Source organism: Cohnella ginsengisoli (assembly GCF_029525555.1).
Lineage (GTDB): Bacteria > Bacillota > Bacilli > Paenibacillales > Paenibacillaceae > Cohnella > Cohnella ginsengisoli.
This window is the reverse complement of sequence record NZ_JAPDHZ010000003.1, coordinates 68,754-93,846: the sequence shown is the minus strand read 5'-3', so window position 1 is coordinate 93,846 and position 25,093 is coordinate 68,754. Positions and strand designations below refer to the sequence as shown.

The 25,093-nt window shown below is 57.8% G+C and carries 26 protein-coding genes and 2 pseudogenes; 24 read left to right on the top strand and 4 right to left on the bottom strand.

From position 1 onward, the window contains the following. Window positions 1-40 precede the first annotated feature (40 nt). The 8 genes and pseudogenes from OMP38_RS11555 (at window position 41) to OMP38_RS11520 (ending at window position 5,467) form a co-directional block, all read left to right on the top strand. A pseudogene (locus OMP38_RS11555) lies at window positions 41-467 on the top strand (NUDIX hydrolase). A gap of 63 nt (window positions 468-530) precedes the next feature. Then, window positions 531-866 carry a hypothetical protein gene (locus OMP38_RS11550; RefSeq protein WP_277565313.1) on the top strand — a complete coding sequence of 112 codons (336 nt, stop codon included), beginning with the start codon at window positions 531-533 and terminating at the stop codon, window positions 864-866. 218 nt (window positions 867-1,084) lie between these two features. Next, window positions 1,085-1,534 (top strand): hypothetical protein, encoded by a 450-nt coding sequence (locus tag OMP38_RS11545; protein ID WP_277565312.1) that lies wholly within the window; start codon window positions 1,085-1,087, stop codon window positions 1,532-1,534. A gap of 312 nt (window positions 1,535-1,846) precedes the next feature. Then, window positions 1,847-2,134 carry a histidine phosphatase family protein gene (locus tag OMP38_RS11540; protein ID WP_277565311.1) on the top strand — a complete coding sequence of 96 codons (288 nt, stop codon included), beginning with the start codon at window positions 1,847-1,849 and terminating at the stop codon, window positions 2,132-2,134. Window positions 2,135-2,221: 87 nt separating this feature from the next. After that, a pseudogene (locus tag OMP38_RS11535) lies at window positions 2,222-2,597 on the top strand (VOC family protein). Further along, window positions 2,598-3,233: a class I SAM-dependent methyltransferase gene (locus tag OMP38_RS11530; protein ID WP_277565310.1), complete on the top strand. Its 636-nt coding sequence runs from the start codon at window positions 2,598-2,600 to the stop codon at window positions 3,231-3,233. Between the two features lie 218 nt (window positions 3,234-3,451). Beyond that, window positions 3,452-4,057 (top strand): alpha/beta fold hydrolase, encoded by a 606-nt coding sequence (locus OMP38_RS11525; protein WP_277565309.1) that lies wholly within the window; start codon window positions 3,452-3,454, stop codon window positions 4,055-4,057. A 384-nt stretch (window positions 4,058-4,441) separates the two neighbouring features. Next, window positions 4,442-5,467, top strand: a complete 1,026-nt coding sequence (locus tag OMP38_RS11520; protein WP_277565308.1) for a YsnF/AvaK domain-containing protein — start codon at window positions 4,442-4,444, stop codon at window positions 5,465-5,467. A 76-nt stretch (window positions 5,468-5,543) separates the two neighbouring features. On the opposite strand, the gene OMP38_RS11515 is transcribed toward OMP38_RS11520, so the two are convergent. The 3 genes from OMP38_RS11515 to OMP38_RS11505 form a co-directional block, all read right to left on the bottom strand. Further along, window positions 5,544-6,518, bottom strand: a complete 975-nt coding sequence (locus OMP38_RS11515) for a glycosyltransferase family 2 protein (protein WP_277565307.1) — start codon at window positions 6,516-6,518, stop codon at window positions 5,544-5,546. Between the two features lie 238 nt (window positions 6,519-6,756). After that, entirely contained in the window at window positions 6,757-7,971 is a 1,215-nt protein-coding gene (locus tag OMP38_RS11510; RefSeq protein WP_277565306.1) for an MFS transporter, read from the bottom strand. Between the two features lie 82 nt (window positions 7,972-8,053). Further along, window positions 8,054-8,335 (bottom strand): ArsR/SmtB family transcription factor, encoded by a 282-nt coding sequence (locus tag OMP38_RS11505; protein WP_277565305.1) that lies wholly within the window; start codon window positions 8,333-8,335, stop codon window positions 8,054-8,056. Window positions 8,336-8,658: 323 nt separating this feature from the next. Between OMP38_RS11505 and OMP38_RS11500 the strand changes: the two genes are divergently transcribed. The 15 genes from OMP38_RS11500 to OMP38_RS11430 all read left to right on the top strand — a co-directional run bounded on the left by OMP38_RS11500 (window position 8,659) and on the right by OMP38_RS11430 (window position 23,799). Then, window positions 8,659-10,284 carry a glycoside hydrolase family 13 protein gene (locus OMP38_RS11500; protein WP_277565304.1) on the top strand — a complete coding sequence of 542 codons (1,626 nt, stop codon included), beginning with the start codon at window positions 8,659-8,661 and terminating at the stop codon, window positions 10,282-10,284. Window positions 10,285-10,363: 79 nt separating this feature from the next. Then, window positions 10,364-10,732, top strand: coding sequence for a DUF948 domain-containing protein (locus OMP38_RS11495; RefSeq protein ID WP_277566788.1), 369 nt, complete (start codon window positions 10,364-10,366; stop codon window positions 10,730-10,732). Between the two features lie 194 nt (window positions 10,733-10,926). Then, window positions 10,927-11,160 carry a hypothetical protein gene (locus OMP38_RS11490; RefSeq protein ID WP_277565303.1) on the top strand — a complete coding sequence of 78 codons (234 nt, stop codon included), beginning with the start codon at window positions 10,927-10,929 and terminating at the stop codon, window positions 11,158-11,160. A 14-nt stretch (window positions 11,161-11,174) separates the two neighbouring features. Further along, window positions 11,175-11,927 (top strand): hypothetical protein, encoded by a 753-nt coding sequence (locus tag OMP38_RS11485; protein WP_277565302.1) that lies wholly within the window; start codon window positions 11,175-11,177, stop codon window positions 11,925-11,927. Continuing rightward, window positions 11,924-13,123, top strand: coding sequence for a glutathionylspermidine synthase family protein (locus OMP38_RS11480; protein WP_277565301.1), 1,200 nt, complete (start codon window positions 11,924-11,926; stop codon window positions 13,121-13,123). Before OMP38_RS11485 ends, OMP38_RS11480 begins: the two co-directional genes overlap by 4 nt. Before the next feature lie 110 nt (window positions 13,124-13,233). Then, complete coding sequence (locus tag OMP38_RS11475; protein WP_277565300.1) at window positions 13,234-13,836, top strand: hypothetical protein; 603 nt, start codon at window positions 13,234-13,236, stop codon at window positions 13,834-13,836. Then, on the top strand, window positions 13,827-14,219 hold the full coding sequence (locus OMP38_RS11470) for a DUF350 domain-containing protein (protein ID WP_277566787.1): 393 nt from the start codon (window positions 13,827-13,829) through the stop codon (window positions 14,217-14,219). Before OMP38_RS11475 ends, OMP38_RS11470 begins: the two co-directional genes overlap by 10 nt. 195 nt (window positions 14,220-14,414) lie before the next feature. Then, window positions 14,415-16,226, top strand: coding sequence for a sensor histidine kinase (locus tag OMP38_RS11465; RefSeq protein ID WP_277565299.1), 1,812 nt, complete (start codon window positions 14,415-14,417; stop codon window positions 16,224-16,226). 3 nt (window positions 16,227-16,229) lie between these two features. Continuing rightward, window positions 16,230-17,051: a response regulator gene (locus OMP38_RS11460; RefSeq protein ID WP_277565298.1), complete on the top strand. Its 822-nt coding sequence runs from the start codon at window positions 16,230-16,232 to the stop codon at window positions 17,049-17,051. A 145-nt stretch (window positions 17,052-17,196) separates the two neighbouring features. Next, the gene (locus OMP38_RS11455; RefSeq protein ID WP_277565297.1) at window positions 17,197-17,862 is read left to right on the top strand and encodes an ABC transporter substrate-binding protein; all 666 of its coding nucleotides are present in this window, start codon (window positions 17,197-17,199) and stop codon (window positions 17,860-17,862) included. Further along, the gene (locus OMP38_RS11450) at window positions 17,828-18,553 is read left to right on the top strand and encodes an extracellular solute-binding protein (protein WP_338130562.1); all 726 of its coding nucleotides are present in this window, start codon (window positions 17,828-17,830) and stop codon (window positions 18,551-18,553) included. Before OMP38_RS11455 ends, OMP38_RS11450 begins: the two co-directional genes overlap by 35 nt. Before the next feature lie 159 nt (window positions 18,554-18,712). After that, entirely contained in the window at window positions 18,713-19,474 is a 762-nt protein-coding gene (locus tag OMP38_RS11445) for a metallophosphoesterase (RefSeq protein ID WP_277565296.1), read from the top strand. Between the two features lie 175 nt (window positions 19,475-19,649). After that, entirely contained in the window at window positions 19,650-21,395 is a 1,746-nt protein-coding gene (locus tag OMP38_RS11440) for a sensor histidine kinase (protein WP_277565295.1), read from the top strand. Further along, entirely contained in the window at window positions 21,392-22,999 is a 1,608-nt protein-coding gene (locus OMP38_RS11435; protein WP_277565294.1) for a response regulator, read from the top strand. The genes OMP38_RS11440 and OMP38_RS11435 overlap by 4 nt, the downstream gene beginning before the upstream one ends. A 17-nt stretch (window positions 23,000-23,016) precedes the next feature. Beyond that, entirely contained in the window at window positions 23,017-23,799 is a 783-nt protein-coding gene (locus tag OMP38_RS11430) for a dienelactone hydrolase family protein (protein ID WP_277565293.1), read from the top strand. A gap of 37 nt (window positions 23,800-23,836) precedes the next feature. Here the strand turns inward: OMP38_RS11430 and OMP38_RS11425 are convergent, their stop codons facing one another. Continuing rightward, complete coding sequence (locus tag OMP38_RS11425) at window positions 23,837-24,082, bottom strand: hypothetical protein (RefSeq protein ID WP_277565292.1); 246 nt, start codon at window positions 24,080-24,082, stop codon at window positions 23,837-23,839. Window positions 24,083-24,135: 53 nt separating this feature from the next. On the opposite strand from OMP38_RS11425, the gene OMP38_RS11420 reads away from it, so the two are divergent. Continuing rightward, window positions 24,136-25,080 carry an ABC transporter permease gene (locus OMP38_RS11420; protein ID WP_277565291.1) on the top strand — a complete coding sequence of 315 codons (945 nt, stop codon included), beginning with the start codon at window positions 24,136-24,138 and terminating at the stop codon, window positions 25,078-25,080. Window positions 25,081-25,093: the final 13 nt, after the last annotated feature.

Here is a 25,093-nt window from a genome sequence, read left to right as displayed (position 1 = left end):
GGACCAAGGATTGGTTAATCGAAGTGAAAGGTGATAGAAAATGAGTCCGCCAAAACATATCGTTTCCGCAGCTGCTATTTTGATCAACGATAAAAACGAACTCTTGCTCATTAAAGGTCCGAGAAGAGGCTGGGAAATGCCAGGCGGACAAGTGGAAGTCGGCGAGCCTTTAAGTCAGGCTGCCATTCGGGAAACGCAGGAAGAATCGGGAATAGACATCGAAATCATCAAGTTTTGCGGAATCTTTCAGAACGTGGGGAATTCCATCTGTAATACTTTATTTTTAGCCAAGCCTATTAGCGGGGAATTGATTCGAACGGAGGAAAGCCTAGATTCGGGTTTTTTTTCCAATTGAACAAGCGTTGGGAATGGTGACTTGGAAAAATTTTAGAGAAAGAATCGAACGCTGTTTAAAGGCTGAGACGCAGCCCTTTTGTATTGAATTTGCGGATGAGACGAACGTCTGAAATGATTGGCACCTGCCCCCTATGCAAGCTGAAGATGGCAATCTAGATATGGAAGGATTGTTTATGGAAAATAAATTGAACGCTCAAACTTTAACTGCTTTGCTCGAACTTGATAATGAGCTCAAAACGCATTTCGACTCTAGTCTGGAAGATTGCATGGGAATGATGGTCCGGCGTGAAGAAGGTATGAAATACGATTGTACGCCTGACGATGCCAAAGTATTTGCTTTTACGGGCGTTGATGGCGATCATTTTGCTTTCAGTACCGCTAACGGAACAATCTCCGACTTAGAATACGCGCCAATTTTGTTTATCCAACCGATGTGCTTTGAGAATTCAGTCAAGCTTATAGCGAGAAATATTCGAGATTTTTTGTCTCTTTTTCTATCATTAGCTTGAAGAGCGTCTTCAAATTAAAGCCATGGAAAATGGATTTGACTACGTCACGCGTTTAAGGGAAGGAGCGACTTTCCATGACGATGTCTGAATATGATAAAGAATGAATTCACAACCGGCGTTAAATATGCGGCAGCTCGATCTATATCATTATTATGAGGCAAAAAAAGGGTCCGTTCAAAAACTTGTCGGCTCTCACGCTTTTGGAAGCTCGGCGCATCATGACTGACTTAAAGGAAGAAAACACTGTTTTTGCGAGCAAAAGAGCTGAAGACTATTTGCAAATCAGATATGAATTAGAGATGCGGGCCCGGACTTGCTTTATTCAGAAGGGCGGCAAACCTTCGAACAAGTATCCTCATTATATGACGTTGGGGCCGTGCGATTGGCTAAAAGGATGGTACAACGAAGGCAACGCGCTGAAAATACCTTTAGATGCGTTCAATCCGAATACGCTTAGTTTTACTTACGGAGATCTTTTTCCAACGATGAGATTTAAAGATGACAGGCCATACAGAGGGAATGTTTATACGCTTTCCGAAATTCAAATAATCATTGAGCAATACGGTTGGCCCCAGGAATGGAATCATGACGGGACGCAAGGGCCCGAGCGTTATATCGAAGCACAAGTCTGGGATCATGATGTTATTCAGAATTTTCTTCGTTCTTAATCATGAATGATTGCAAAAATGATGGGAGCAGGGATTGCCATCCAAACGGTCATTTATTTCGTAAGACATGCAGAATCGCCTTTTATGGAAGGTATGGAACGAGCGCGCGGTTTGTCCGACAAAGGGAAAATAGAAGCCGCTAAAATCTTAACCCTTTTACATAAGCATGCGATCGATCTTTTTTATTTCTAGCCCGTACGAAAGAGCAATTCAAACGATAAAACCTTTAGCCGATCGGTGTAAAAAAGAGCATTGTTCTCTATGAAGATTTGAGAGAAAGAAAGATAGGAAACATCGGGGATTGCACGTTTAATGAAGCGAAGCGAAAGGTTTACGGCAATTTTAGCTTTGCATTCGAAGACGGGGAATCAAGCCATGCGGCTCAAAAAAAGAGCGGTAAATCAGATCGAACAAATTCTGGTTCAGTACGCCGGAAAAAGGATCGTGCTTGGGACGCACGGAGATATTTTGACTTTGATCTTGAACCATTTTAATAGAGAATATGATTTTGATTTTTGGGCGTCAACGACAATGCCGGATATTTACGAGTCTGTATTTGAAGGGACACAGTTCGTGCAAGTAACAAGAAAATGGGGATAACCTTAGAATTTTCAACTTATTCAGGACGAATGCTGAGTACGGAAATCGGTTTGCGATCGTCGTTAATCAAGGAATGGAGGGAGCTTCATGATTACTCGTTTTCACCATGCACAAATTACGATACCTACAGGTCAAGAAGAAGAGGCAAAGGCATTCTATTGCGGCGTATTAGAACTGAAGGAGTTTAAAAAAACCTGAATCGTTGCTCGGCAGAGGCGGGTTCTGGGTCGAAGTTGGCGATCAACAATTGCATATCGGAACGGAGAACGGGGTGGATCGTCTTTTAACCAAGGCGCATTTAGCCTATGAAGTAGAGGACTTAAACGCAATTGAAGCCGTATTAAGGGAAAACGGGATTGAAATTTTTGAATCGGTGCCGATTGAAGGATTTGAACGATTCGAGTTCAGAGATCCTTTTGGAAACCGAGTAGAGTGCATAAAACCGCTCAATCAGGTGCCTTGAATGAATAAGTTCCAAAATGCGCGAACCGAGGAAATGAACTATCACGAAAAATTTTATGCGGAGCATATGCTCTTTGAACCTGGAACGTGGTTGTCGAAACCCGTGAAAATCGTGATTGACATGCTTGAACGTTTAAACCTTCAAGACATTCGGATGCTCGATTTGGGATGCGGTGTCGGAAGAAACAGCATTCCGCTAGCCCAAAAAACGAAAGCTTTTAACGGTATGATCACCTGCGTTGATTTGCTGCCGTCCGCCATCCATTATTTGCTTGAGAATGCCCGAACGTATCAGGTTCAGCATCAGATTCGAGCAGAGACGGCCGATGCCGAAGGATATGCGATTCAAGACAATTATTTTGATTATATCGTCGCTTGTTCATGCTTGGAGCATGTCTCGTCCGTTGATGCGTTTAAAGCAGTCGTAACACAAATGATCCAAGGGACAAAGGAAAACGGCATTAATGCCATTCTGATGAGTACCGGGGTCCAAGAGTATTGGATAGAGACCGGCGAAACCCAAGATGGGTTGATCGAACTTAATATGAAAACGGACGAGACCTTTGCGCTTTTGAAGGAGCTATATGAAAGTTGGGAAATCGTGATCGAAAGACAGCTCCCGCAAAAAAATCCATGAAAACAAATACGGCAATGAAATCGAGTTCAGAGGCACCTGGATCACATTCGTAGCCCAAAGGCAATGATTCAAGCCCTCTCGACAGAGGAGCGCGAACCTCTATGTACGAATTACCGGCTGCTGGAGATTTATAAGGAGAGCACCGATTAAAAAGCGAAAATGCGGGGACCGAGCATGAAGCAGACCGTTCAAACTGAAAGAAGAATGGGAGGATGTCCATGGCGTTTATATCGGGGACTTCGGATTTAGGCGGCGTACGCATTCATTATCTGGATTCTCTCTACGAATCGGACGCTTCGTTAGTACCCGTCCTCATCTCCCCTGGGCTATCGGAGACGGCGGAGGAATACGAGGACTTTATGGTCGAAATGCTGCCTAGAAGAACGATCGTTCTTTCATTTAGAGGAAGAGGCCTCAGCGATACGCCGCTCGCCGGCTATGATCTGCAGGATCACCTGACGGACATCGAATCCGTTGTTCAGCATTTGCAGCTCGCTCATTTCCACTTATACGGCTATTCGCGCGGCGTCTCTTATGCCCTCGGGTATGCAAGGCAACATCCCGAACGCGTCGTTTCATTGATCGTGAAGGACTATCCCGCCGAACATATAGCGATGACGGCCGAATGGGCCAAGTCGTACATCGACGACTACTTAATCCCCACGAACCGGTTGACATCGAATATTCGCGCGGAGGCCGTGCATGGCATCCAAAAGGGAATCGACCGCCATTCAACTTGGATTTTCGTACGAAAAACCCGTGCTTGTCATGAGAGGAATGCTGACGGATGCGTTGATACCCGACGAAGAACTGCTGGCTTTTAAACGACATTTCCGCGATCTACGAATCGAACAATTCAACGAGAGCGGCCACAACATTCGCGGATCGGAAAAGGAAAAGTTGGATCGGACGATTAAAGACTTCATTGATGAGTCCGATAGGGGAGGGAAGGTGAGTTGACGTTCAGCGGGTCGGCGGCATTCGCCCAGGTCATCGTGATGACGGCATCGGTTCTGATCGTTTATTTCCTCTATCGCCTTGTGAAAAGAAAAGGATGAATTCCGTCTGAAACAAAAAATTGCGTTAGGAATTGTTCATCTTCTTCTCATTCTAAAGGCGCCATTTTTAATTTTATAATGCCTGAGATCGGTTAAATAGAGGTTGTGAACGAATCAAACACAACTTTATCGATCAGGAGGCTGGGGATAATGACTAATCATCTGAACAACAGCGAGTCTCGGCATGTCGTAGGCGTTTTTGATTCGGAGCAAGCGGTTATCTCTGCGATTGAGGACTTGAAGGCGCTCGGCTACAGCTCGGATCAGATCTCGGTCGTCAGTAAAAATAAAAAGGAACTAAAAGACATCCACGAAGAGACGGGCACGAAGGCGCCTCAAGGCATCGCGACCGGTGCTGCCACGGGCGGCGTGATCGGCGGCGTGACGGGACTGCTCGCAGGCCTTGGACTGTTGGCCGTGCCGGGCATCGGTCCGCTATTGGCTGCCGGTCCGATCGCGGCGACGCTCTCCGGCGCGGCGGTCGGCGCCGGAGCGGGCGGTCTCGTGGGCGGCTTGATCGGCCTCGGCATTCCGAAAGAAGAGGCGGAGCGGTACAACGAGTATGTCAACGATCACAAGCTGCTCGTGATCGTGGATGCAGACATGTCTCGCCAAAGCCGCGTATACGATATATTCCGCCGCTATGGTTCGCTCAACGCAGATACCTACGCGAACCTGGATGGCGAATCCCGCGACGATCTGGTGAGCGCCGCATCGGGCCCATCGACTTCGTCCGCCGCGGACGTTAAGGACGCGAAGGACCTGAAGGAAGCCGATACGCTCAGACTGCATGAGGAGCGGCTCAACGTGGACAAGGAGCGCGTCCGTACCGGCGAGGTGTCCGTGCATAAGGACGTCATCGAGGAACGGCAAACGATCGAGGTTCCCGTCCAGCGCGAAGAAGTCGTCATAGAACGCCACGCGGTTCAGGGCGAGACGACGGACGGCGCGGCGATCGGGAAAGACGAGACGATTCGCATTCCGGTCAGCGAGGAGCGCGTGGAAGTGACCAAGCGGCCGGTCGCGACCGAAGAGATCTCGATCGGCAAGCGGGTCGTGCAGGATACCGAGCATGTATCCGAGACCGTGCGCAAGGAACGGGCGGAGCTGGATCGCTCCGGCCACCCAGCCGTAGAAAATGAAGATCTGTTCAGCACGCCGAATACGCGGCGATAATCAGCGGGAGCGGCATGCGCGAACGCATCGAAAAGCCGAGGCTTGAGGGCCTCGGCTCTTTGGCGCGCAATACGGCTTAGTGCCGCAGCTTTCGGACGCCGAGCAGCAGCGCCAAGAGCACCGCTAGACGCTTAGGGGAAGGCAGCGCCGAGCCGAAGCGGTTGAACGTCCGGGTCATCATCTGCAGCGCCGCCGACCGCTGCTTGGCATGAGCGAGCGCGATCGAATATTCCAGCACGGTCTGCTGATATTTTTTCACGAGCAGCCGGCGCTGCTCCGAAGTCAGACGTTCGCCGAATAGATGAATCATGTAGGCGAGCCCCTCGAACTTGCTCTTCACGTTTTCCAGCCGCTTCGCGGTCTGCTGCCCGGAATGGACTCGGCAAGAACCCAGATAATCGGTTAGAAAATAGCCGCTGAGCCCTCGTGCGCCAAGCGCCAGCATCAGCATATAGTCCGGTACCAGACCGCCGCTCGGTTGGAAAAATCCGACACGTTCGAGCTCGCCTCTTCGGAATAAGCTGACCTGCAGCGAAAAAACGCAAGCATTGTTGATAAGCGTGCGGGACAGCACATCCTCGTAGGGCCGGCTGCTCATCGCGGATCTCCCGCAATACTCGGCAAAATCCCGGCTCTGCTGAATGAGCCTTCGCCCCGAATCATCCATGAAATAATGGTTGCTCGACACGAACGCGCATGCCGGATGAGAGAGCAGCGCCGCCTCAGCCGACGCTAAAAATTGCGGCTCCCAGACGTCGTCGTCGTCGAGCATCGCCACGAAGTCGCCGGAAGTCGCGCGAAATGCCTGTTGCCTGTTTTTCAGTTGGCCGATCCGAACGTCGTCCGAAATGCTGGCGATATGCTTGAATGCGATCTTCGGGTACATCGCCCGAACCTCTTTAACGGTCTCGAAGGTGCGCCCGTCCCTGCCGTCTTCGCTGACGACGATCTCGTCGGGCACGCGGGTTTGCGCGCAGATGGACAACAGCGTCTCTTTTAAATAATGCGCACGCTTGTGCGTAGGTACGGCTACACTGATCTTCACGGACATCGTCGGACGCTCCTTGAATATGATACGATATGTATCATCATAACACGCGCTATCTCATCTGCCAATGCACCCCTTCCGAGGCCTGCAGGAGAACGCCGAGCCGACGGTGTAATATACTGCCGTTGTCTATAATCCGTTCAAGTAAGTGGTCGCGACCAACAATGCAAAGGGGACGAAGCGGGTAATTCCTCTGCTTCGTCCCCTTTGGTTGTTTAGGCTTCGCTTCAGCTTTTTGTTATTAGCCCAAATCCTGCGCTCCTAGCTTCGCCGCCAGCTCCGCTTCCTTCCTGCGGAGGGCCGCCGAAGCCGGCCTGAAGTAGCCGAAGGCCGAGGCTGCGACAAGCGCCGCGACGGCGACGCCGGCCGCGCCGATCCAACTGACCGCGGCGAGCGACGACTGCTCGACGATGACGCCGCCGATCCCGGCGCCGGCAGCCATGGCCAGCTGCAGCACGGAGCTGTTCAGGCTCAGCATGATGCTGGAGGCTTCCGGCGCCAGCGTGATGAGATGGTACTGCTGCGTCGGGCCCGAAGACCAAGCCGCGAACGCCCAGAGCATGAGCAGCGGAATGACGAAAGCGGGCGAATGAGCCAGCAGCGAGAGGAGGACGAGGATGATCGCGTGAAGCGCCATGCCGCCTACGAGCGTGCGGCGGAAGCCCCACTTGTCGGTGCTGAAGCCGCCGAGCTTGGAGCCGATCAGGCTCGCGACGCCGAGCGCGAACAAGCCGACGCTGACCCACCGTTCGCTCAGTCCGGTAATGTCGAGCAGGAACGGAGAGATATACGTGTAGGTGATGGAATAGCCGCCGATCCAGAACAGCGTGATGAGCAGCGCGACGGCGATCTTCGGATTCGCCAGCAGCCGGACCTGGTCGCGCAGCGGAATCGGGCGTTCGCTCTCCGTCCGCGGAATCGTATAGGCGACCAGCGCGATGCCGAGCACCCCGAGGAGTCCGATGGCACCGAAGACCAGCTGCCAGTTATAAAGCGAGGAGATGAGTCTTCCCAGCGGGACGCCGACGATCAGCGCGGTGCTGAAGCCCATGACGAGCGTGGCGATCGCGCTGCCTTGCTTTTCAGGCGCGGCGAGCTTGGCGGCGACCGTGAGCGCCGTCACGACGAACACCCCGCTGCTGAGCGCCAGGATGACGCGGGACGCGATCAGGAAGCCGTAGCCGGTAAAGGCGAGCGCGGCGAAATTGCCGACCACGAACACGGCGAGCGAATAGATCATAAGGCGTTTGCGGTCGACCTTGGCCGTCGCGGCCATCAAGAAGGGCGTGCCGAAGGCATAGGCCAGCGAATAAACGGTGATCAATTGCCCGGCTGCCGCGAGCGAGACGCCGATATCGGCGGCGACTTGGTCCAGGATGCCCGCGATGATGAATTCAGACGTGCCGACGAGGAAACTTACGATGGCCAACATATAGATTTTCCAAGCGTTACTCATGCTACCCAGCTCCCTTAAGTTTTTATATTTCTAAATTTATCGAAATAAAAGGCGAAAAGCATCCTGCCGTGCCGGATCCCGGCTAACCCAGCAGGTAGGGCGCGTACTTGCGCGCGATGTCCTTGTTGACGCTGTAGTAAATGTAGGTGCCGTCCTTGCGGAGCTGGAGCAGGCCGCTCTCCGTCAACTGCTTCAGGTGATGCGACAGCGTGGAGCCTGCGACCGATTCGAGCTTGCTGCTGATGTCCGAGCAACAAAGCGTCTTTTCTTCCGTGAGCAGCATCGCGATCTTGATGCGGGTCGGTTCGCCGAGTGCTTTGTATACTTTCACCGCTTGTTTGACTTCCTCGTTGTCCTGGACCATCGCTTGCTCACCGCCTTATCCATCGTAATTTCTAAAATTATAGAAATAAGGTACCATGCCGGACTTCATTTGTAAAGCGCCCGATTTAAGAAAAACGGATTGACGCCCCTCAAGTAAACGGTACGGCAACATGCTGTACCGGCGGCACGCCGCCAACCTGACGCCTTTTGAACAGCTGTCGATGTTTCTCGACCGTCAGTCCGAGCCTTACGATATCGTCCGTTTGTTCGAAGCCGCTGTTTTAGACGGCAGCCCTGGAAACAGGTAAAATAAGTTGCAGAAAGATGAAACCATGCAGCTAATAAGAATCGAGGCGATCCGGCGTGCAGCAGCAGAAGTGGTGGAAGGAAACCGTCGTGTACCAGATTTACCCGAGAAGCTTCCAGGACAGCGACGGCGACGGCATCGGCGACCTGCCGGGGATCATCTCCCGGCTCGATTATTTGGCGGAGCTCGGCATCGGCGCGATCTGGCTGTCGCCGGTGTGCAAGTCCCCGCAGGACGACAACGGCTACGACATCTCGGACTATCGGGACATCGATCCGATGTTCGGTACGCTCGCCGACATGGAACGGCTGATCCGGGAGGCCGGCCGGCGAGGGATCAGGATCGTCATGGATCTCGTGCTCAATCATTCCTCCGACGAGCATCCCTGGTTCGTCGAGGCGAAGAAGAGCAGGGACAATCCTTATCACGACTACTACGTATGGCGCGACGGAGAACCGGGATCGCCGCCTAACGGTCTGGGCAGCATCTTCGGCGGCTCGGCCTGGCAGTGGATGCCGGAGCTCGGACAATATTACCTGCACTTATTTTCCGTCAAGCAGCCGGATCTGAATTGGGAAAATCCCCGCGTGCGCGAAGAGATCTACGACATGATCAATTGGTGGATCGACAAGGGTGTCGGCGGCTTCCGCCTGGACGTCATCGATCTGATCGCCAAGGAGCCGGACCGCATGATCACGGGCAACGGGCCCAAGCTGCACGACTACATCCGCGAGCTAAGCGAGAAGACGTTCGGACGCGCGGACTTGCTCACGGTCGGGGAGACTTGGGGAGCGACGCCGGAAATCGCGAAGCTGTACAGCAATCCGGACGGCAGCGAGCTGTCGATGGTGTTCCAATTCGAGCATATCGGACTCGACGAGAAGGAAGGCTGGAGCAAGTGGGATTTGGCGCCGCTCGATTTTCTGAAGCTCAAGGCCGTGCTGTCCAAGTGGCAGACGGAGCTGAAGGGCGAAGCCTGGAACAGCCTGTTCTGGAACAACCACGACCTGCCTCGCATCGTCTCCCGTTGGGGCAACGACGGGGCGTACCGGGTACGGTCCGCCAAGATGCTGGCTACGCTGCTTCATGGCATGCAAGGAACGCCTTACGTGTATCAAGGCGAGGAGCTCGGCATGACCAACGTGCGCTATCCGATCGAGGATTACAGAGACATCGAGCTGCTCCATCTATATAAGGAACGGACTGAGCGGGGCTATCCGCACGAAGAAGTGATGGCTTCGATCTATGCGAAAGGGCGGGACAACGCGCGGACGCCGATGCAGTGGGACGCGTCGCCGCAGGCGGGCTTCACTGCTGGAGAACCGTGGATCAAGGTGAATCCCAACTTTGCGGAAATCAACGCCGATGCACAGCGGGGCGACCCGGACTCGATATTCAGTCATTATCGGCAGCTGATCGCGCTCCGCAAGGCGCACAAGGTGTTCGTCTACGGCGATTACGAGCTGCTGCTGCCCGAGCATCGCGACGTATTCGCGTATACGCGCAAGCTGGATGGAGAGACGCTGCTCGTGCTGTGCAATTTTTACGGCGCGGACGTCTCGTTCGAGCTGCCGGAGGCGCTGACCGGCGACATGCGCCTGCTGATCGCCAACTATGCGGACGAACCGCAGCGCGGGACGCTGCGTCCATACGAGGCGCGGATGTATTTGGCTCAAAGCTGATCGCGCGCCGCGATATGGCGGATAAAGGAATGTCCTACTCTCTTCGGACATACAGTGAGGAGGAGAGGGGGTGCTGCGTATGGTGATTCAGATCAGCGTTGCGGTCGCCGCGATCGCTTTTGCCGGACTAGCCGCGTATTTGATATTAACGCTGCGCAAGGGCATGACGACGCTTGCGGAGACGAACAAGACGCTCGCCGAGGTGAGGAACGCCGTCCATGGCTTGACCCAGGAGGCTTCCGGGCTCATTCGGAACGCCAATCAGGTGACCCGCGACGTCAAAGGGAAGATGGAGACGATCGATCCGCTGTTCGAATCCGCGCACGATGTCGGAGAGGTCATTCAGACGGTGACCGACTCGGTCAAAAAAGCCGCGGGCATTCGGACTGCGCCGGAGCGGATCGCTGCCGGAGCGTCGACGCCCCAGCTTCGCGTCAAAGTCAAGTAAGCGTCAACAGTCCATAGAGTCAAATGGGCCGTCTCCTTCCGGGAGACGGCATTTTGCGCGGTCGATCGATGCGAAACGGACAATCGGGCCAGCCCGAAGAGAAGTTTTTGAGCAAAAAATAAAACCTTTCGCCGCCGAAGGCGTATGTATTTTCATTGCCGAATCGACTCACGAATTGGAAAAGGTGATGAATATTGGATAACGGAATGAAGGTCGTCCTGCTGCAGAAGCTTCCGGGCGGCCAATTGCGCAAGATCGACGAGCGGCAGTGGACGCAGGGCATGATGAACGCGCTCCACCACGTCAACTATTTGACCGTCGGCGCGGAGGAATACGAGACGATCGAAGGCAGGCTGAACGTCGAGCAGGGCGTCGTCGAACTGCTGCTCGTCCCCGTTCGCAAAGCAACGCAATCCATCTCATTGTAAAGGGGGGCGCGAAAATGAACGCATCATCCGATGAACGAAGGACCGGTCAAGCCGACGCTCGTTCCCAAGCAGGCGCTTCTCGCCCAAGCGCATTGGGGGATCGCAAGGGGCCCAAGGTGCTGTCCACTGCGCTCGGCATCGCCTTGCTCGCGGGTAGCGCGCTGCCGCCCGTCGCCTCGGCCGCGCCGACCGCAACGTCAGCGTCCCCGGCGCCAACGCAATCATCGGCCGCCGCGCCTTCTCCCGCGCTGACCGAATGGTCGACCGAAGCGGTCAAGGCTTATTACGATCCCGCGCTCGACTGGAATCTGCCGGATCTCGATGAGCCTTCCGAGGAAGCCTCAACCACGTCGGGGGCGTCCGGCGGCGGAGGCGGAGGCGGCATGTCGGGCGGCGGAAAAGGATCCGGCAGCGGAGGCCTCTCCGGCGGCGAGGGCGCGACGGTCGTTCACTCGAGCTTCGGTTGGGACGACCTCATGCTGTACCATCTGATCTGGGGCCGCGGCGGCAGCTACTCGTCCGGCGCCTGGGGCGCGTCCCATCCGGCGTACAACGCCGCGACCGGCGCGTCCTATAAGCGTCCGAACTACGACGCGAACCGCTTCCAGAACCGGCCGACGACGGGTTCGACCGTGCGGCCCGTGACCTCCTCGGACAGCGGCGGCATCACCCGGCGGTCCACCTCCGCCTCGAAGGGCAGCATCGGCGGCACCTCGAGCGGATTTTCCTCCTCGGGCAAGTCGAGCGGCGGAGGATTCGGCGGATGAGCCTGCTTCGCGTACTCGATCGCCGTCCGCTCGACCGCGCAGCCGCCGTCAAGGCACTCGCCGACCGGGGCTTCGGCTGGGCAGACCTGGACGGCGAGCCTTACTGGCTGGACGAGGTCGTAGCCATGGACCCGTATCTGTACTTTGAATTGAAGAGCGCCGCCGCCGGGTTGTGGCGGGTGTTCGACCGCGCGGTCCGCTATGCGCACGGACGCCGCGAGCTGTATGCGCTGTGCGGCATTCCGTCGCTGCTATGGAACATGCTCGACGCGCTGCCGCTGCCGCCCGAGGGCGAGATCAGCCGGTACGCCCGGTTCGACTTCGCCGTCACGCCGGAGGGCGGGATTCGCCTGCTCGAGCTGAACGCGGATACGCCGACGGGCTACGCCGAAGCGGCCGCCGCGACGCCTTGGCTGTGCAGCCAAGCCGGGCTTCAATCGCCGAACGAAGGCATGGCGGTGCTCCTTAAGCGGGCATGGTCCAAAGAGCGGCCCGATACGGTCGCATGCGCCGCATACGGCGCGCATGCCGAGGACTCGGGCACGATCGACTTGCTCGCCGCGCATAGCGGACTCGCGCCAGAACGGGTCGACCTGCTCGAGCTGTCCGTCGACGAAGGCATCGTCAAGGACGGCGGCGGGCGAGAGATCAGCCGTCTGTTCGCCCTTTATCCGAAGGAGTGGATGGCGCTCGACGAAGGCGGCGAAGCGCTGGCCTATGCGATCGAGCGCGGCCATCTCGCGCTGTTCAACTCGCCGCATGCGATTCTGCTCCAATCGAAAGGATTGCAGGCGCTCATCTGGGGGCTGTACGAGCTGGATCTGCTCTACGACGACCAGGAGCGTTCGTGGATTCGACGCTACATGCTGCCGACCTATACGAAGCCGCTGTTCGACGGAGCCTACGTATCCAAGTCGATGTTCGGCAGGGAGGGCGGCTCCGTGAAGCTGTACGACGACGCCGGCGGCGTCGAGGAAGAGGACCGCGAGGGCTTCGATACGAGCGTCTTTTTCCCCGTCGTCTACCAGCATCGCGCGGACCTGCCCGCGATGCGGTTCGGCGGGCGCCAGCTTCACCTGCTAACCGGTTTGTTCGTGCTGGACGGCCAGCCTTGCGGCCTGCTCGGCAGAGCCGGCGGCAGAATCACGGGCAACGCAAGCCATTTCGTACCGATCGGGGTGAACGGTCATGTATAGCAGACGGCCAACGACGCCGGCCGGTCAGGCGATCGCCGTCGTCATCGGCGTCTTCCTTTTTTATCACGCTCGTCGCGCAGTGCGCGGACAACGGATCGAACGGAGGCAGCGTGTTCAGCATCACTTCCGACGCGGGCGATTCGTACGGCTATACGGAATATACGCCGTCGGGCAGCGGGACTTCCGTGACGGCGGACGGCAGGACGATCTCGACCGTACCGTGGGACTACCGCGTCGTAGCGGGGACGGTCGGCGATCTGATCGGCGGAGATATGACGATCGAGCCCGACAACCAGCAGATGGCCAACGACAAGAACTATGCGACCGGCGACCAGGTATGGGTGCTTCAGCATATGAGCGCCACGCTGACCGAGGACGCGCAGGGACGCGCGCAAACCGTGCTCTCGACCTGGCGGCCGATCAAGTCCTACAAGGCGGAGTCCGATGCCGAGGCGGACCTGAACCGGCTCAAGGTGAAGCTCAAGACGAAGGCCGATCTGGTCGGCGTCTACAAGACGACGCTTGGCGACAAAACGCGGGAATTCGCCGTCGTTGAGCTGCCCTCGGGACAGAAGGTCAAGCAGCCGATCGACGAAGAGCGCTATGCACAGTTCAAGACGGCCAAGCAGACGGATATCTTTCTGGAGGAAGTGCACGATTATGCCGCATACGATCTGGTGTACAGCAAATTCAGGGGGTGGGCATCATCGTAGTCGTTAATCTCATCGTCAGCATCGTTATCATCGTGGCGCTCCAGTGGATCGGCATGCTCGTTTTCAGCTGGATGACGCCCTTTAACGATCTGGAGGAGCTGCGCAAAGGCAATGTCGCCGTCGGTCTGGCGCTCTCCGGCAAGTTTCTCGGGACCGCGCTGCTGCTCGGGGTGGCCGCCTATACGAACAGCTCGATCTGGCATCTCGCGCTTTGGTTCGCGGTCGGGTACGCCTGCCTGCTGCTCGCCTACTGGGTATTCGAATGGGTGACGCCGAAGCTGACGCTGTCCGTCGAATTGCAGAAGGGAAATGTCGCGGTGGGGCTCCTGCTCGCGGCCGTGTACGTCGGCACTGCGTTTGCGGTCAGCAGCTTGATTATTTAAAGGTTCCGCTTCGATTTGAGAGTCCTTTTCCCATGGGGAGAAGGACTCTTTTTCCGGCCGCAGTCCCGGATAGAACGATTTGATGATTTTCCCCTTCCGATCCTACGATTTGGTGTTTATGCGCGCGCGAGCCAAAGCGATTGTCCTCCGGGTGTTATAATGAGGTCACTACTCGGCGCAAAGGGGTCGCTCATCATGCGGGGCTTGCTGTCACATCTCGTTCCCCATAAGCTCAAGTATCGGCTGTTCGCCGCGTTCGTGCTAGTCATTTTGCTCCCGTTCAGCATTTTGAACATATACAATTACCAGAAGATCGAGTCGCTCGTACAGAAGAAGGTCAGCGAGCAGAGCCACGAGCAGCTGGACAATCTGCACCGCTCCCTCGAAGATCAGCTCAGCATCGCGTTCAAGACGCTGATTTTCCTTGAGCAGGACACGGAGGTGCGGCAGATTCTACAGGAGCCGGACCGGCTCTCCGACCTGGACAACAAGGATCTGATGGAGGACAAGTTCAAAGGCTTGAACAACAGCTTTTTTCTTTACAATCCGTCCGTGTACTTCACGCTGCTCGACGATCACGGCCATGTCTATACGTCCTATCAGCCGAGAAGGCCGCTCGACTACGACTCGATCGCTTCTAACGCATCGTTTGCCGCCATGCGGGAGACGAAGGCTTCTTACCTCTGGGTGCCCGACGACGAAAATTACGTGTCCCGCGATATCTCGAAGAGCCCGATGCTGCTGTCGCTTTACGCCGAACTGCGGGACCGAAGCAACCGGACGTACGGGCTGGCCAGGATCAGCATCGACTTTTCCTTCTGGTTCCAATCCATGCTGCAAAAGTCGGAGAGCGACCAGGCCTACTTTATCATGACGAGAAAAGGAGAGACGATCGCCAGATCCATCCCCGGCTCGGAGCTGTCGGAGGAGGCGGTCGAAGCCGTCTCGCGCGCGCCGGACAACGGATTCTGGACCGACAAGCGCGGCGACGCGCTGGTCAACTACAGCTACCTGTCGTCGCTGGACTGGTATCTGGTCGACCGCATCCCGCTGCAGGTGCTGTTTAACGGGATCGAGAGCCTGAAGCAGCAGTATTTCGTCACTTTTTATATCATCACCGCGGTGTTCGTCGCCGTCGCTTTTATGCTCGCCTACACGTTCACGCGCCCTCTCTCCCGCATGCAATCGAAGATGAGGGAGGCCGTGCGCAAGGATCTGCGGATTCGGCTGCCCGAAAAAAACTACAAGGGCGAGATTCTCGAGCTGACCCGCACCTTCAACACGATGATGGTCGACATGAACGGGCTCATTCAGCGCCTGCGGGCGGAGGAGCGGCAGAAGGACGCCGTGCATTTCCAGATGCTGCTCGCCCAGATGAACCCGCACTTCCTGCTCAATACGCTCAACACGCTCAAGTGGATCGGCCTGCGCGGCGGCAGCGAAGAGACGGTCGAGATCTGCCTGTCCCTCGGCAAGCTGTTGGAGACGAGCCTGAACTCGGACGTGGATCTGATCTACTTAAAGGACGAGATCGAGCTGACCCGCGCGTTTCTGTACATTCAGCAGGTGCGGTACGGCAACCGCTTCGAGATCGAATTCAGCTACGACGAGGCGCTCGTCTACGCGCTCGTCCCCAAGCTGAGTCTTCAGCCGCTCGTCGACAACGCGATCCGGCACGGCATCGCCAACATGCTGGAGGGCGGTCGCATTCTGATCCGCATGGACCGGGATGCCGAATACCCGGACAGGCTGGCGCTCGAGGTGGAGGACAACGGCGTCGGGCTCGAGCAGTCGAAGCAAAGCCGCGAGGAAGGGCGCAAGCGGCCGGGGATCGGGCTGGACAACGTCCGGGAGCGTCTGCGACTGCTATTTAAGGAAAAGGGAGAGCTCGACATCGTATCGCTTCCGCGCGGCACGTTGTGCCGGATGCGCTTGCCGCTGCTGCTGTCCCAGCCTTACGAGAGCGGACGGCATGCCATCGACCCTCAAGACGAGAAGGAGGCATAAGCGATGTACAAGGTGCTGCTGGTCGAAGACGAGACGTTCGTCCGGGAATCGGTCAAGGAGATCATCCGCTGGGAGGAAATGGGCTTCACGCTGGCCGGCGAAGCGAGCAACGGCGTCGAAGCGCTGGAGATCATCAAGCGGGATCCGCCAGATCTCGTCCTGTGCGACATCGTCATGCCGCAGATGGACGGCCTCGCGCTGCTGAAGGAGACGCGAGGCGCCGGCATCGGCTGCAAGTTCGTCATGCTGACCTGTATCGGCGACTTCGAGGCGATGCGCCAGGCGATGGAGTACGGCGCGTCCAACTATATACTCAAGCTGTCGATGAGCGTCAAGGATTTGCGGGAGACGCTGGCCAAGGTGAGCCGGGAGCTCTCGGGCGGCTCGGCGACCGCAGCGGCCCGGCCAGGCGCGACGCTTCAACCATCGGCATCGTATCCGCCGTCGTCATCGCTTCAGTCCTCGGCTTCGCGGCCTCCGCTCGCGGAGAGAGAGCGGATCACGCATCCCGAGGTGAACAAGATCATTCAATACATCGAGCAGCATTACGATCAGGACATCACGCTGGGATCGCTGTCCCGCTACGTCATGATGGGAGAAAACTACGTCAGCGCGCTTTTCAAAAAGAAAACCGGGGAGACGCTGATCCACTATCTGCACCGCACGCGCGTGGACAAGGCGATCGAGCTGCTGATGAATACCGACCTGCCGGTCAACCGGATCGGTCAGCGGGTCGGTTTCATGAACGACAACTACTTTATCAAGATTTTCAAGCGCATGACCGGGACGACGCCGAGCCAATACCGGAACCATAGAACGATTTGATCGTCTTAGATCGGCAGTACAGCCGCCGGATTGTGTATATCTGTTCCATCGAGATCATGAATCTGTTACTTATGGACCGCCTTGCCGTCCTGCTATCCTTGATTTGCACACAACAATACCGGTACATTCGGGGAGGGCGTCTCTGGTGAGAAAAAAAGGCTGGCTGGCAGGCATCGCTTCGCTGGCGCTCGTAACGGGCGCATTGGCAGGCTGCGGCAACAACGAAAACGGCGGGAACGCGAGTCCCGCGGCAAGCGGCAAATCGGAAGCGTCTTCATCGGCATCGGCCGGCTCGAAGCCGAGCGGCGGCACGGTGAAACTGAAGATGTGGGGCGGGGTGCCTCCGGAGTCCGGACCGCAGGAGGTCATGGACAACTGGAACAAGTCGCATCCGGACATCCAGGTCGAATACGTGCGCTACGTCAATGACGACGAAGGCAACCTCAAGCTCGACACGGCGATGATGACCGGACAAGACGTCGACCTCTACGTCAACTATACGCTGTCCCAGACGGCCAAGCGGGTCGAATCCGGCTTTGCGGCGGACCTCAGTCAATATACCGATTATAATATCGACGAAAAGATGGGCGCCGACGCCGCAGGCTGGAAGATCGACGGCAAATTTTACGGCGTACCGACGACAAAAAGCTCTTTCTTCGTGGCGCTGAACAAGGACGCGCTGGACGCGGCCGGTCTCGCGGTGCCGAAGGACTGGACCTGGGACGAGATGCGCGAATACGCCAAGAAGCTCAAAAAAGGGCGACGGTTACGGCTTTATTCAGAACACCGAGCCGTACGTCGATCCGATTGACGCCGTCCTGTCGAAGGACGGCTACACGAAGGCCGACGGCACGTCGAACCTGGATCACCCGCTCGTCCGCAAGTGGCTCGAATCGCTGAACGGCATGATGAAGGACGACAAGACGACGCCGCCGCTCGGCGAGCAGCTCACGAGCAAGATGCCGGTCGAGCAGATGTTCCTGAGCGGCGAGGTGCCGATGCTGAATATCGGCGCCTGGCTGCTCCGCAGCTCGAACAACTTCACCGATTATCCGCGCGATTTCAAGATCGCGTTCGCGCCGGTGCCTCATCTTCAGGACGAGCCCGAAGGCTTCATGACGCGCGGCGGCATCGGCGACTACATCTCGATCAATGCGAAGTCCAAAAACCAGGCGGCCGCCTGGGAATTTCTGAAGTGGTACGCGGACGGCGGCATGGCGCCGATGGCCGCGGGCGGACGACTGCCGGCGTCCAAGGACGCCGACCAGAACGCGGCGCTTGCGAGCATGCTCGGCGACAAAGCCGACACGTACGACAAGGACTCGCTTATGTACGTCGTTTTCGACAACAAGACGCCGACCTTCGTCCGTTCGGTGCCGCAGGAGGTCATGGACCTTCGCTCGCAAGAATACGAGAAGTACTTCCTCGGCGCGCAGGACCTTGATGCGACGATCGCCGCGATGGTGAGCCGGCACAACGAGTTTTTGAAGAAGGCCAAATAAGCTTTAGACCGGGATTGCCGTCCGAGACGGCAATCCTTTTCGTTGTGCATACGAATCGCGCCGTCGCGGGTAAAGAAGGGCATATGGATCAAAAACGGGCGATTCGTCCCGCAAGCGCTTCGTATGCGGGCGAATCCCGTCACAGGAGGTGCGGCCGTCATGAAGAAGACGCGTACGCTGGCGATCAGCGATATCCACGGCTGCGCGGAGCAGTTAAAGCGGCTGCTCGTCAGGTGCGGCTTCGACGCGCGCAGCGACCAGCTCGTCCTGTTGGGCGATTACGTAGACCGCGGCCCTAAAAGCAGGCAAGCCGTCGCCCTCGTGCGGCGCCTGGTCAGAGAGTCCGGCGCGATCGCGCTGCAGGGCAATCACGACCGGCGCTTCGTCCGGGTGATCCAGGGGCGGGTGCATCCCGAGGAGCTTCGCAAATTTTTCGAAAAGGGAGGCGCGGAGGCGATCGGCAGTTATCTGGGCGCAGAAAATACGTCGAAAATCGTACCCGAGCGAGTCGGCGAATATCGCGCGCGCATTCTGTCCTGCTGCGGGGAGCATATCCGATTTCTGGAGCATCTGCAGTATTATCACGAGGACGACCGCTTCATCTACGTGCATGCCGGCCTGAACCCGGACATCCCGGATTGGCGGCGGCAGAGCGTCATGGATTACCTGTTTATCCGCGAAGCGTTCTACAAGCATCCGGTGAAGGCCGGCAAGACGGTCGTATTCGGCCATACGAAGGCGATCGAGCTGCACGACACGGCGGACGTGTGGTTCGGCGGCGACAAGATCGGCATCGACGGCGGATGCTCGTACGGCTACCAGCTGAACGCGCTGGAGATCGTGGACGGCGCCGTCACCCATGTCTATGTCGAGCCTGCGGCAAGGACAAGCGAGCCGGCTGTCGGCCGTCGCGCGCCATGATTGTGAAGCGCCCGGACCGCTACGGTCCGGGCGCTTCACGTCGCTTTAGCCAAAAAAAGTCGTTAAAACGACAAATCCGTCGCATCCCCCGCTTGCGATTCCGTATCGCCCCGGTCATAATATGGCGGTGATCGCCGGCATTTTTTCAAGCCTGCACAGACAAGGGGGGAGTCCGTTGGTTCGATCGCTCAGCTTCCAGCTGCTGTCCGGCTTTATTTTGTTCGCGGCGCTCCTGATCGTGCTGCTCATCGCGGGCAACAACTATGCGATTCAGGTCGTGCGCTCCCAGGTATCCGACGCGAACCGCGGACTGCTGGACATGTACACGGCCGAGATGGAGCGGCAGTTCGAAGAAGTGAACAATTACTTGTACGGGCTCGTCATCCAGGATCCCGACGTTCAGACGATGCTGCTGGACAACGATCCGGGCGAATATTACTTCGCCAAGCAGCGGATGATCGGCAAGTTTAACGTACAGATGAATATTATGCGCGCGGTAGGTGCTTTTATCGTATACCGGAAGCCCGGCGACGATCTGATCGACATTACGCGCAGCCCGATCCCGGCGGCCGCGTTCGACGGTACGGTCAGACGGCTGACGCGCGAAGGCGATCTCGATACGCGCACCTGGTTCCCCGTCGAAGTGGAGGGGCGTTTTTATTTTCTGCGGCTGGTCGGATTGAACGAGCAGATCTACGTCGGCTCCGTCATCGGCGCCGATACGCTGACTGCGGCGATGCCGATGTGGTCAGAGAGCCGGCCGCAAGGGCTCAATCTGCTCGGCGAAGACGGCGCGCTGCTGGCCGGTACGGGCATGCCGGCAGCCAGTACGCAAGCGGTCGCGAAGAGCACGGCTTCGAAGGGGACGTTCCGCACGGTGCGCGACCCGGCGACGGGCGCTTCGCTGCTCGCGGTAGGACGGAAGCTGGAGACGGCGCGGGCGACGGTATATTATACGATCCCGGAGAACCGCCTCCTCGCGAACCTGCCGAATTTCCGGCGCCTGATCAATTGGATCCCGTGGGTGACGCTGCTGCTCATCGCGGTGTATCTGGCCTTCATGCAGCAGGTGCTGCTGAAGCCGATGAGACGGCTGGTGCGGGGGATGCAGCGCATCAAAAAGGGGAACTGGGACACCCGGCTGCCCGTCGCTTCCTCGTCGCTGGAATTCGCGCAGCTCAATACGACGTTTAATCAGATGGCATCGGAGATCAACGAGCTGAAGCTCGACGTGTACGAAAAGCAGCTGCTGGCGCAGGAGGCGCGGTTCAAGCAGCTGCAGACGCAGATCAATCCGCATTTTTTCATGAACGCGCTTAATATCGCGTACAGTCTCGCGGGCTTGGAAGAGTACCAGCTTGCGCAGAAGCTTCTTCAGCATATCGTCGACTACCTTCGGTTCATTACGCGCAACGCTGCGGAGTGGGTGACGCTCGAGCAGGAGTTTTCGCATATCGGCAACTATTTGGAAATCCAGCATATGCGCTTTCCGCACCGGATGCGCTATTCGGTCCAGATCGATCCGGGACTGTCGGGGACGCCGATCCCGCCGCTTATCGTTCAGCCGCTCGCCGAGAACGCCATGATACACGGCTTTGCGATGGAGCAGGGCGTCTTTCGCGTCGACCTCCGGGCGGCGGCGCTCCCGGGTGGCGGTATCGAGGTGACGGTGACCGACAACGGTCCGGGTTTCACCGAAGAGCTGCTCCTGGCTTGGAGCGGACCGGCGGGTATACCCGAGCGTCACATCGGGCTGCGCAATATCATCGAACGGCTGTCTATCAAGTACAAGGGCGAGGCCTCGCTGTCCTTCGGCAACGGGCCCGAAGGCGGGGCGGTCGTCCGGCTCTCGCTGCCGCCTGCCGCGCCGCCTGCGCTTGCGTCCGGCGACGATGGAGAGAAGGAGGAAAATCCGCGATGAAGATGGAATTGTTAATCGTCGACGACGAGATCTACGCGGTCAAAGCGATTCGACGCAATATCGATTGGCAGTCGCTCGGCTTCGAAGCCGTCCACGAAGCGTATTCGGTGTCGGAGGCCAAGACGATCATTGAAGCGAACGACATCCAGCTGATGATCTGCGATATCGAAATGCCGGGCGCGAACGGCATCGATCTGCTAGCGTGGGTCAGCGAGCGCCATCCCGCCATCGAGACGATCTTCTTGACTTGTCACTCGGACTTCGATTATGCCAAGCAAGGACTGCGCCTCGGCTTGTTCGAATATTTGCTCAAGCCGATCGCTTACGACGAGCTGCGCCGGGTGACGGAGCAGGCGGTGGCCAAGCTCGAGGCGGACAGACAGTCGAGAACGTTCAACGACGCCTACCTGAAGTACCGTCGCCTGTGGGAGGAGCAGAAGCCCGCGATGCTGGAGCGATTCTGGCAGGACTTGCTGGAGGAGCGGATCTATTCTTCGGAGGAAGCCGCCCAATCGCTCGAGTCGTCCTACGGCATCGCGCTGGCGGAAGAAGACGCGATCCTGCCGGTGCTGATCGGCGTGGAAGAATGGCGCAAGCCGCTCAGCGTCAAGGACGAGGAAATCATGAGCTACGCGCTGCGCAACGCCGCCGATGAGCTGCTGCTGGCAGGAGGCGAAGGCTGCGTGTCCCGCGACCGGGCGGGCCGGTGCTTCATCCTCTTCTATCGTCCGCGCTTCGAGGAGGGCGAGCTGGAGTCGCGGTGCAGAGCCTTTATCGACGCCTGCGACCGGTTTTTCTTCTGCAGCGTCTCCTGCTATATCGGCGAAGCCGCCGTTCTTGAAGGGCTGCCGGCCGCCTATCAGGCGCTTACCCGGCGCTGCCGGGACAATCTGACCCTGCCCCAGGCGGTCATCCGGCTGGACAGCCCGGAGCCGCGCGCGGACGGCGAGCGCCGACCGCTGCCGCCGGTCGACGACTGGCGCGTCATGCTGGAGACCGGCAAGACGGACGAGCTTGCGAAGCGGATCGAAGCGTACGTCGAAGGACTGTCGCGCGAGGCGCTGCTGTCGACGGAGCTGCTGCAAATGCTCTATCACGCGATCGCCGATCTGGTCTATCGCGTGCTGCACAAGCAGGGACTGTCCGCTTACAGCCTGTTCCGCGCCGAAGAGAGCGAGATGGCGCGCGTGACGAGCAGCCTGCCGCAGTTCCGCGCCTGGGCGTCGCGCCTCGTCTCGGCGTGCGGGGCGATGATCCGCGAGCATGGCGGCGACCATTCGGCCGTCGTCGACAAGATCAAACGGTACATCGAGGCGCACGCGGAGCAAGAGTTCACGCGAGAGGATATCGCGGCTCATGTCTACCTCAACGCCGACTACGTGTCGCGGATGTTCCGCAAGGAAACGGGCCAGTCGCTGCAGGATTACATCATCGGCCGCAAGCTGGACCGCGCCAAGGAATTGCTGTCCTCGACCAACATCAAGATCAGCGAGGTCGGCGAGCAGGTCGGCTACACCAATATTCCGTACTTTACCAGTCTGTTCAAGCGCATGACGGGCGTCACGCCGCTCGAATACCGCAAGAAATATCAAATCCAGGATTGATCGGAGGACAAAGCGATATGAGCGGAGAAAAGCAAGCGCACGAAAGCGTCGCAAGCGGCGCCTCGACGGTGGATCATATCCCGCTGATCTGGGAACGTCCCGCATCCGGAGCAAGCCGGGATCTGGTCGTGTGGCTGCCGGGATTGACGGGGAGAAAAGAACATGTGCGCGAGGATTTGCGGAAATTCGCGGACGCCGGGTTCACGGCCGTCTCCTACGATCCATACGAGCACGGAGACCGCATGCGCGAGAGCATGGAAGCGTTCCGCGGCAAGCTAGGCTCGAACAAGCGTCGCTACTTCTGGCCGATGATCGCACTTACGGCCGAGGAATATCCGCGCATCATCGACTGGGCTTTCGAGCGGTTCGGCCTCGATGGCGCCGTCCTCGCGGGCGGGATCTCGATGGGCGGCGACATCGCGGTGACCGCGGCGGGCATCGACCGCCGCATCCGGGCGGTGGCGGCGTGCATCTCCACGCCGGACTGGCTTCGCCCGGGCTCGGACGAAGCGCCGAGCGAGCCCGACGCGTATGCATGGAATTGCTACCGGCGGTGCAATCCGCTGACGAATGCCGCGCTGTACGCCCATACGCCGGCGATCCGCTTCCTGAACGGCGCGCAGGACGGACATGTGCCGCCCGACGGCGCCCGGCGGTTCCGCGAGTCGCTGGCGGAGACGTATGCGGCGAGCCCGGAGCGCTTTGTCGTCACCGAGTACGAGGGCGTGGGCCACGCGTATACGGAGACGATGCTGGAGGACGCGCTGTCCTGGTTCAAAGCGCATCGCAGCGAAGGATAACCAGACTTTCGCGCGTGACGGTCGAAGTCACCTCATGCTATGCAGACGGCAAATCCTGCATTTGCAGGCATTGCGGCGAAAAAACGGCGCGGGCGACGATCGGCAAGCCATCGGCCAACGCATCAGTCAACCGATCGGCCAAACCATCAGATTCAGTGTCGGATTTCCGCCAAACCCCAACACCGTCAGGGAGAGATCTGCGATCTCCCTTGGCGGTTTTTTTATGTTTTCCGCAGGATGTCGGAATATCGACATTCCGGTCGTCTCCCTCGATTGTCGGCATCCGGCGGATTCTTATAATTAAGACTATAACCAGCCAGAAACGAGGTAGAAGCTATGAGCCGATCGCAAGCCGCGGCCGCGAGGCGTTCGCTGTGGAAGGACGCACGCCGGCATCGCTTCCTGTTCCTGCTGCTGCTGCCGGGCACGCTGTATCTGATCCTCAACAACTATTTGCCGATGTTCGGACTGATCATCGCGTTCAAAAACGTGAATTTCACCGACGGCATCCTGCGCAGCCCCTGGAGCGGCTTCGACAACTTCAAGTTTCTGTTCAGCACGACGGACGCCTGGGTCATCACGCGCAATACGGTGCTTTACAACTTGCTCTTTATCGCCGTCGGCCTCGTGCTCTCGATCGCCTTCGCGGTACTGCTGAACGAAGTGCGCAACCGGGTGTTCCGTTCTTTTTTCCAGAGCGCGATGTTTTTCCCGTACTTCCTGTCGTTCGTCATCGTCGGTTATCTCGTGTTCGCGCTGCTCAGCATCGAGCACGGCTTCGTCAACAATCATATTCTCGCGCCGCTCGGCATGGAGCCGATCGACTGGTACAACGATCCGAAGTACTGGCCGTACATCCTCACGATCACGAATCTGTGGAAAAACATCGGTTACGGCACCGTCATCTACCTGGCCGCGATCATCGGCGTCGAGTCGAGCTACTACGAGGCAGCATTGATCGACGGGGCGAGCAAGTGGAGACAGTTCGGCAGCATTACGCTGCCGTCCATTATGCCGGTCGTCGTCGTGCTCACGCTGCTCAACATCGGCCGGATTTTCTACGCGGACTTCGGCCTGTTCTACAACGTGCCGCTGCACACGGGCCTGCTGTACCCGACGACGCTCGTCATCGACACGTACGTCTACGACATTATGGTCACCCGCAACGATATCGGCATGTCGACCGCGGTCGGCTTGTACCAGGCGGCGGTAGGCTTCGTGCTCGTGTTCCTGTCCAACTGGTTCGTGCGAAGAGTCAACAAGGAAAACGCGCTGTTCTAAGCGGAGGAGGATC

Coding starts and splice junctions, on each gene's coding strand:
- OMP38_RS11550 (WP_277565313.1), top strand. CDS start 531: ATGGAAAATAAATTGAACGCTCAAACTTTAACTGCTTTGCTCGAACTT.
- OMP38_RS11545 (WP_277565312.1), top strand. CDS start 1,085: ATGACTGACTTAAAGGAAGAAAACACTGTTTTTGCGAGCAAAAGAGCT.
- OMP38_RS11540 (WP_277565311.1), top strand. CDS start 1,847: ATGAAGCGAAGCGAAAGGTTTACGGCAATTTTAGCTTTGCATTCGAAG.
- OMP38_RS11530 (WP_277565310.1), top strand. CDS start 2,598: ATGAATAAGTTCCAAAATGCGCGAACCGAGGAAATGAACTATCACGAA.
- OMP38_RS11525 (WP_277565309.1), top strand. CDS start 3,452: ATGGCGTTTATATCGGGGACTTCGGATTTAGGCGGCGTACGCATTCAT.
- OMP38_RS11520 (WP_277565308.1), top strand. CDS start 4,442: ATGACTAATCATCTGAACAACAGCGAGTCTCGGCATGTCGTAGGCGTT.
- OMP38_RS11515 (WP_277565307.1), bottom strand. CDS start 6,518: ATGTCCGTGAAGATCAGTGTAGCCGTACCTACGCACAAGCGTGCGCAT.
- OMP38_RS11510 (WP_277565306.1), bottom strand. CDS start 7,971: ATGAGTAACGCTTGGAAAATCTATATGTTGGCCATCGTAAGTTTCCTC.
- OMP38_RS11505 (WP_277565305.1), bottom strand. CDS start 8,335: ATGGTCCAGGACAACGAGGAAGTCAAACAAGCGGTGAAAGTATACAAA.
- OMP38_RS11495 (WP_277566788.1), top strand. CDS start 10,364: ATGGTGATTCAGATCAGCGTTGCGGTCGCCGCGATCGCTTTTGCCGGA.
- OMP38_RS11485 (WP_277565302.1), top strand. CDS start 11,175: ATGAACGCATCATCCGATGAACGAAGGACCGGTCAAGCCGACGCTCGT.
- OMP38_RS11480 (WP_277565301.1), top strand. CDS start 11,924: ATGAGCCTGCTTCGCGTACTCGATCGCCGTCCGCTCGACCGCGCAGCC.
- OMP38_RS11465 (WP_277565299.1), top strand. CDS start 14,415: ATGCGGGGCTTGCTGTCACATCTCGTTCCCCATAAGCTCAAGTATCGG.
- OMP38_RS11460 (WP_277565298.1), top strand. CDS start 16,230: ATGTACAAGGTGCTGCTGGTCGAAGACGAGACGTTCGTCCGGGAATCG.
- OMP38_RS11445 (WP_277565296.1), top strand. CDS start 18,713: ATGAAGAAGACGCGTACGCTGGCGATCAGCGATATCCACGGCTGCGCG.
- OMP38_RS11435 (WP_277565294.1), top strand. CDS start 21,392: ATGAAGATGGAATTGTTAATCGTCGACGACGAGATCTACGCGGTCAAA.
- OMP38_RS11430 (WP_277565293.1), top strand. CDS start 23,017: ATGAGCGGAGAAAAGCAAGCGCACGAAAGCGTCGCAAGCGGCGCCTCG.
- OMP38_RS11425 (WP_277565292.1), bottom strand. CDS start 24,082: ATGCCGACAATCGAGGGAGACGACCGGAATGTCGATATTCCGACATCC.
- OMP38_RS11420 (WP_277565291.1), top strand. CDS start 24,136: ATGAGCCGATCGCAAGCCGCGGCCGCGAGGCGTTCGCTGTGGAAGGAC.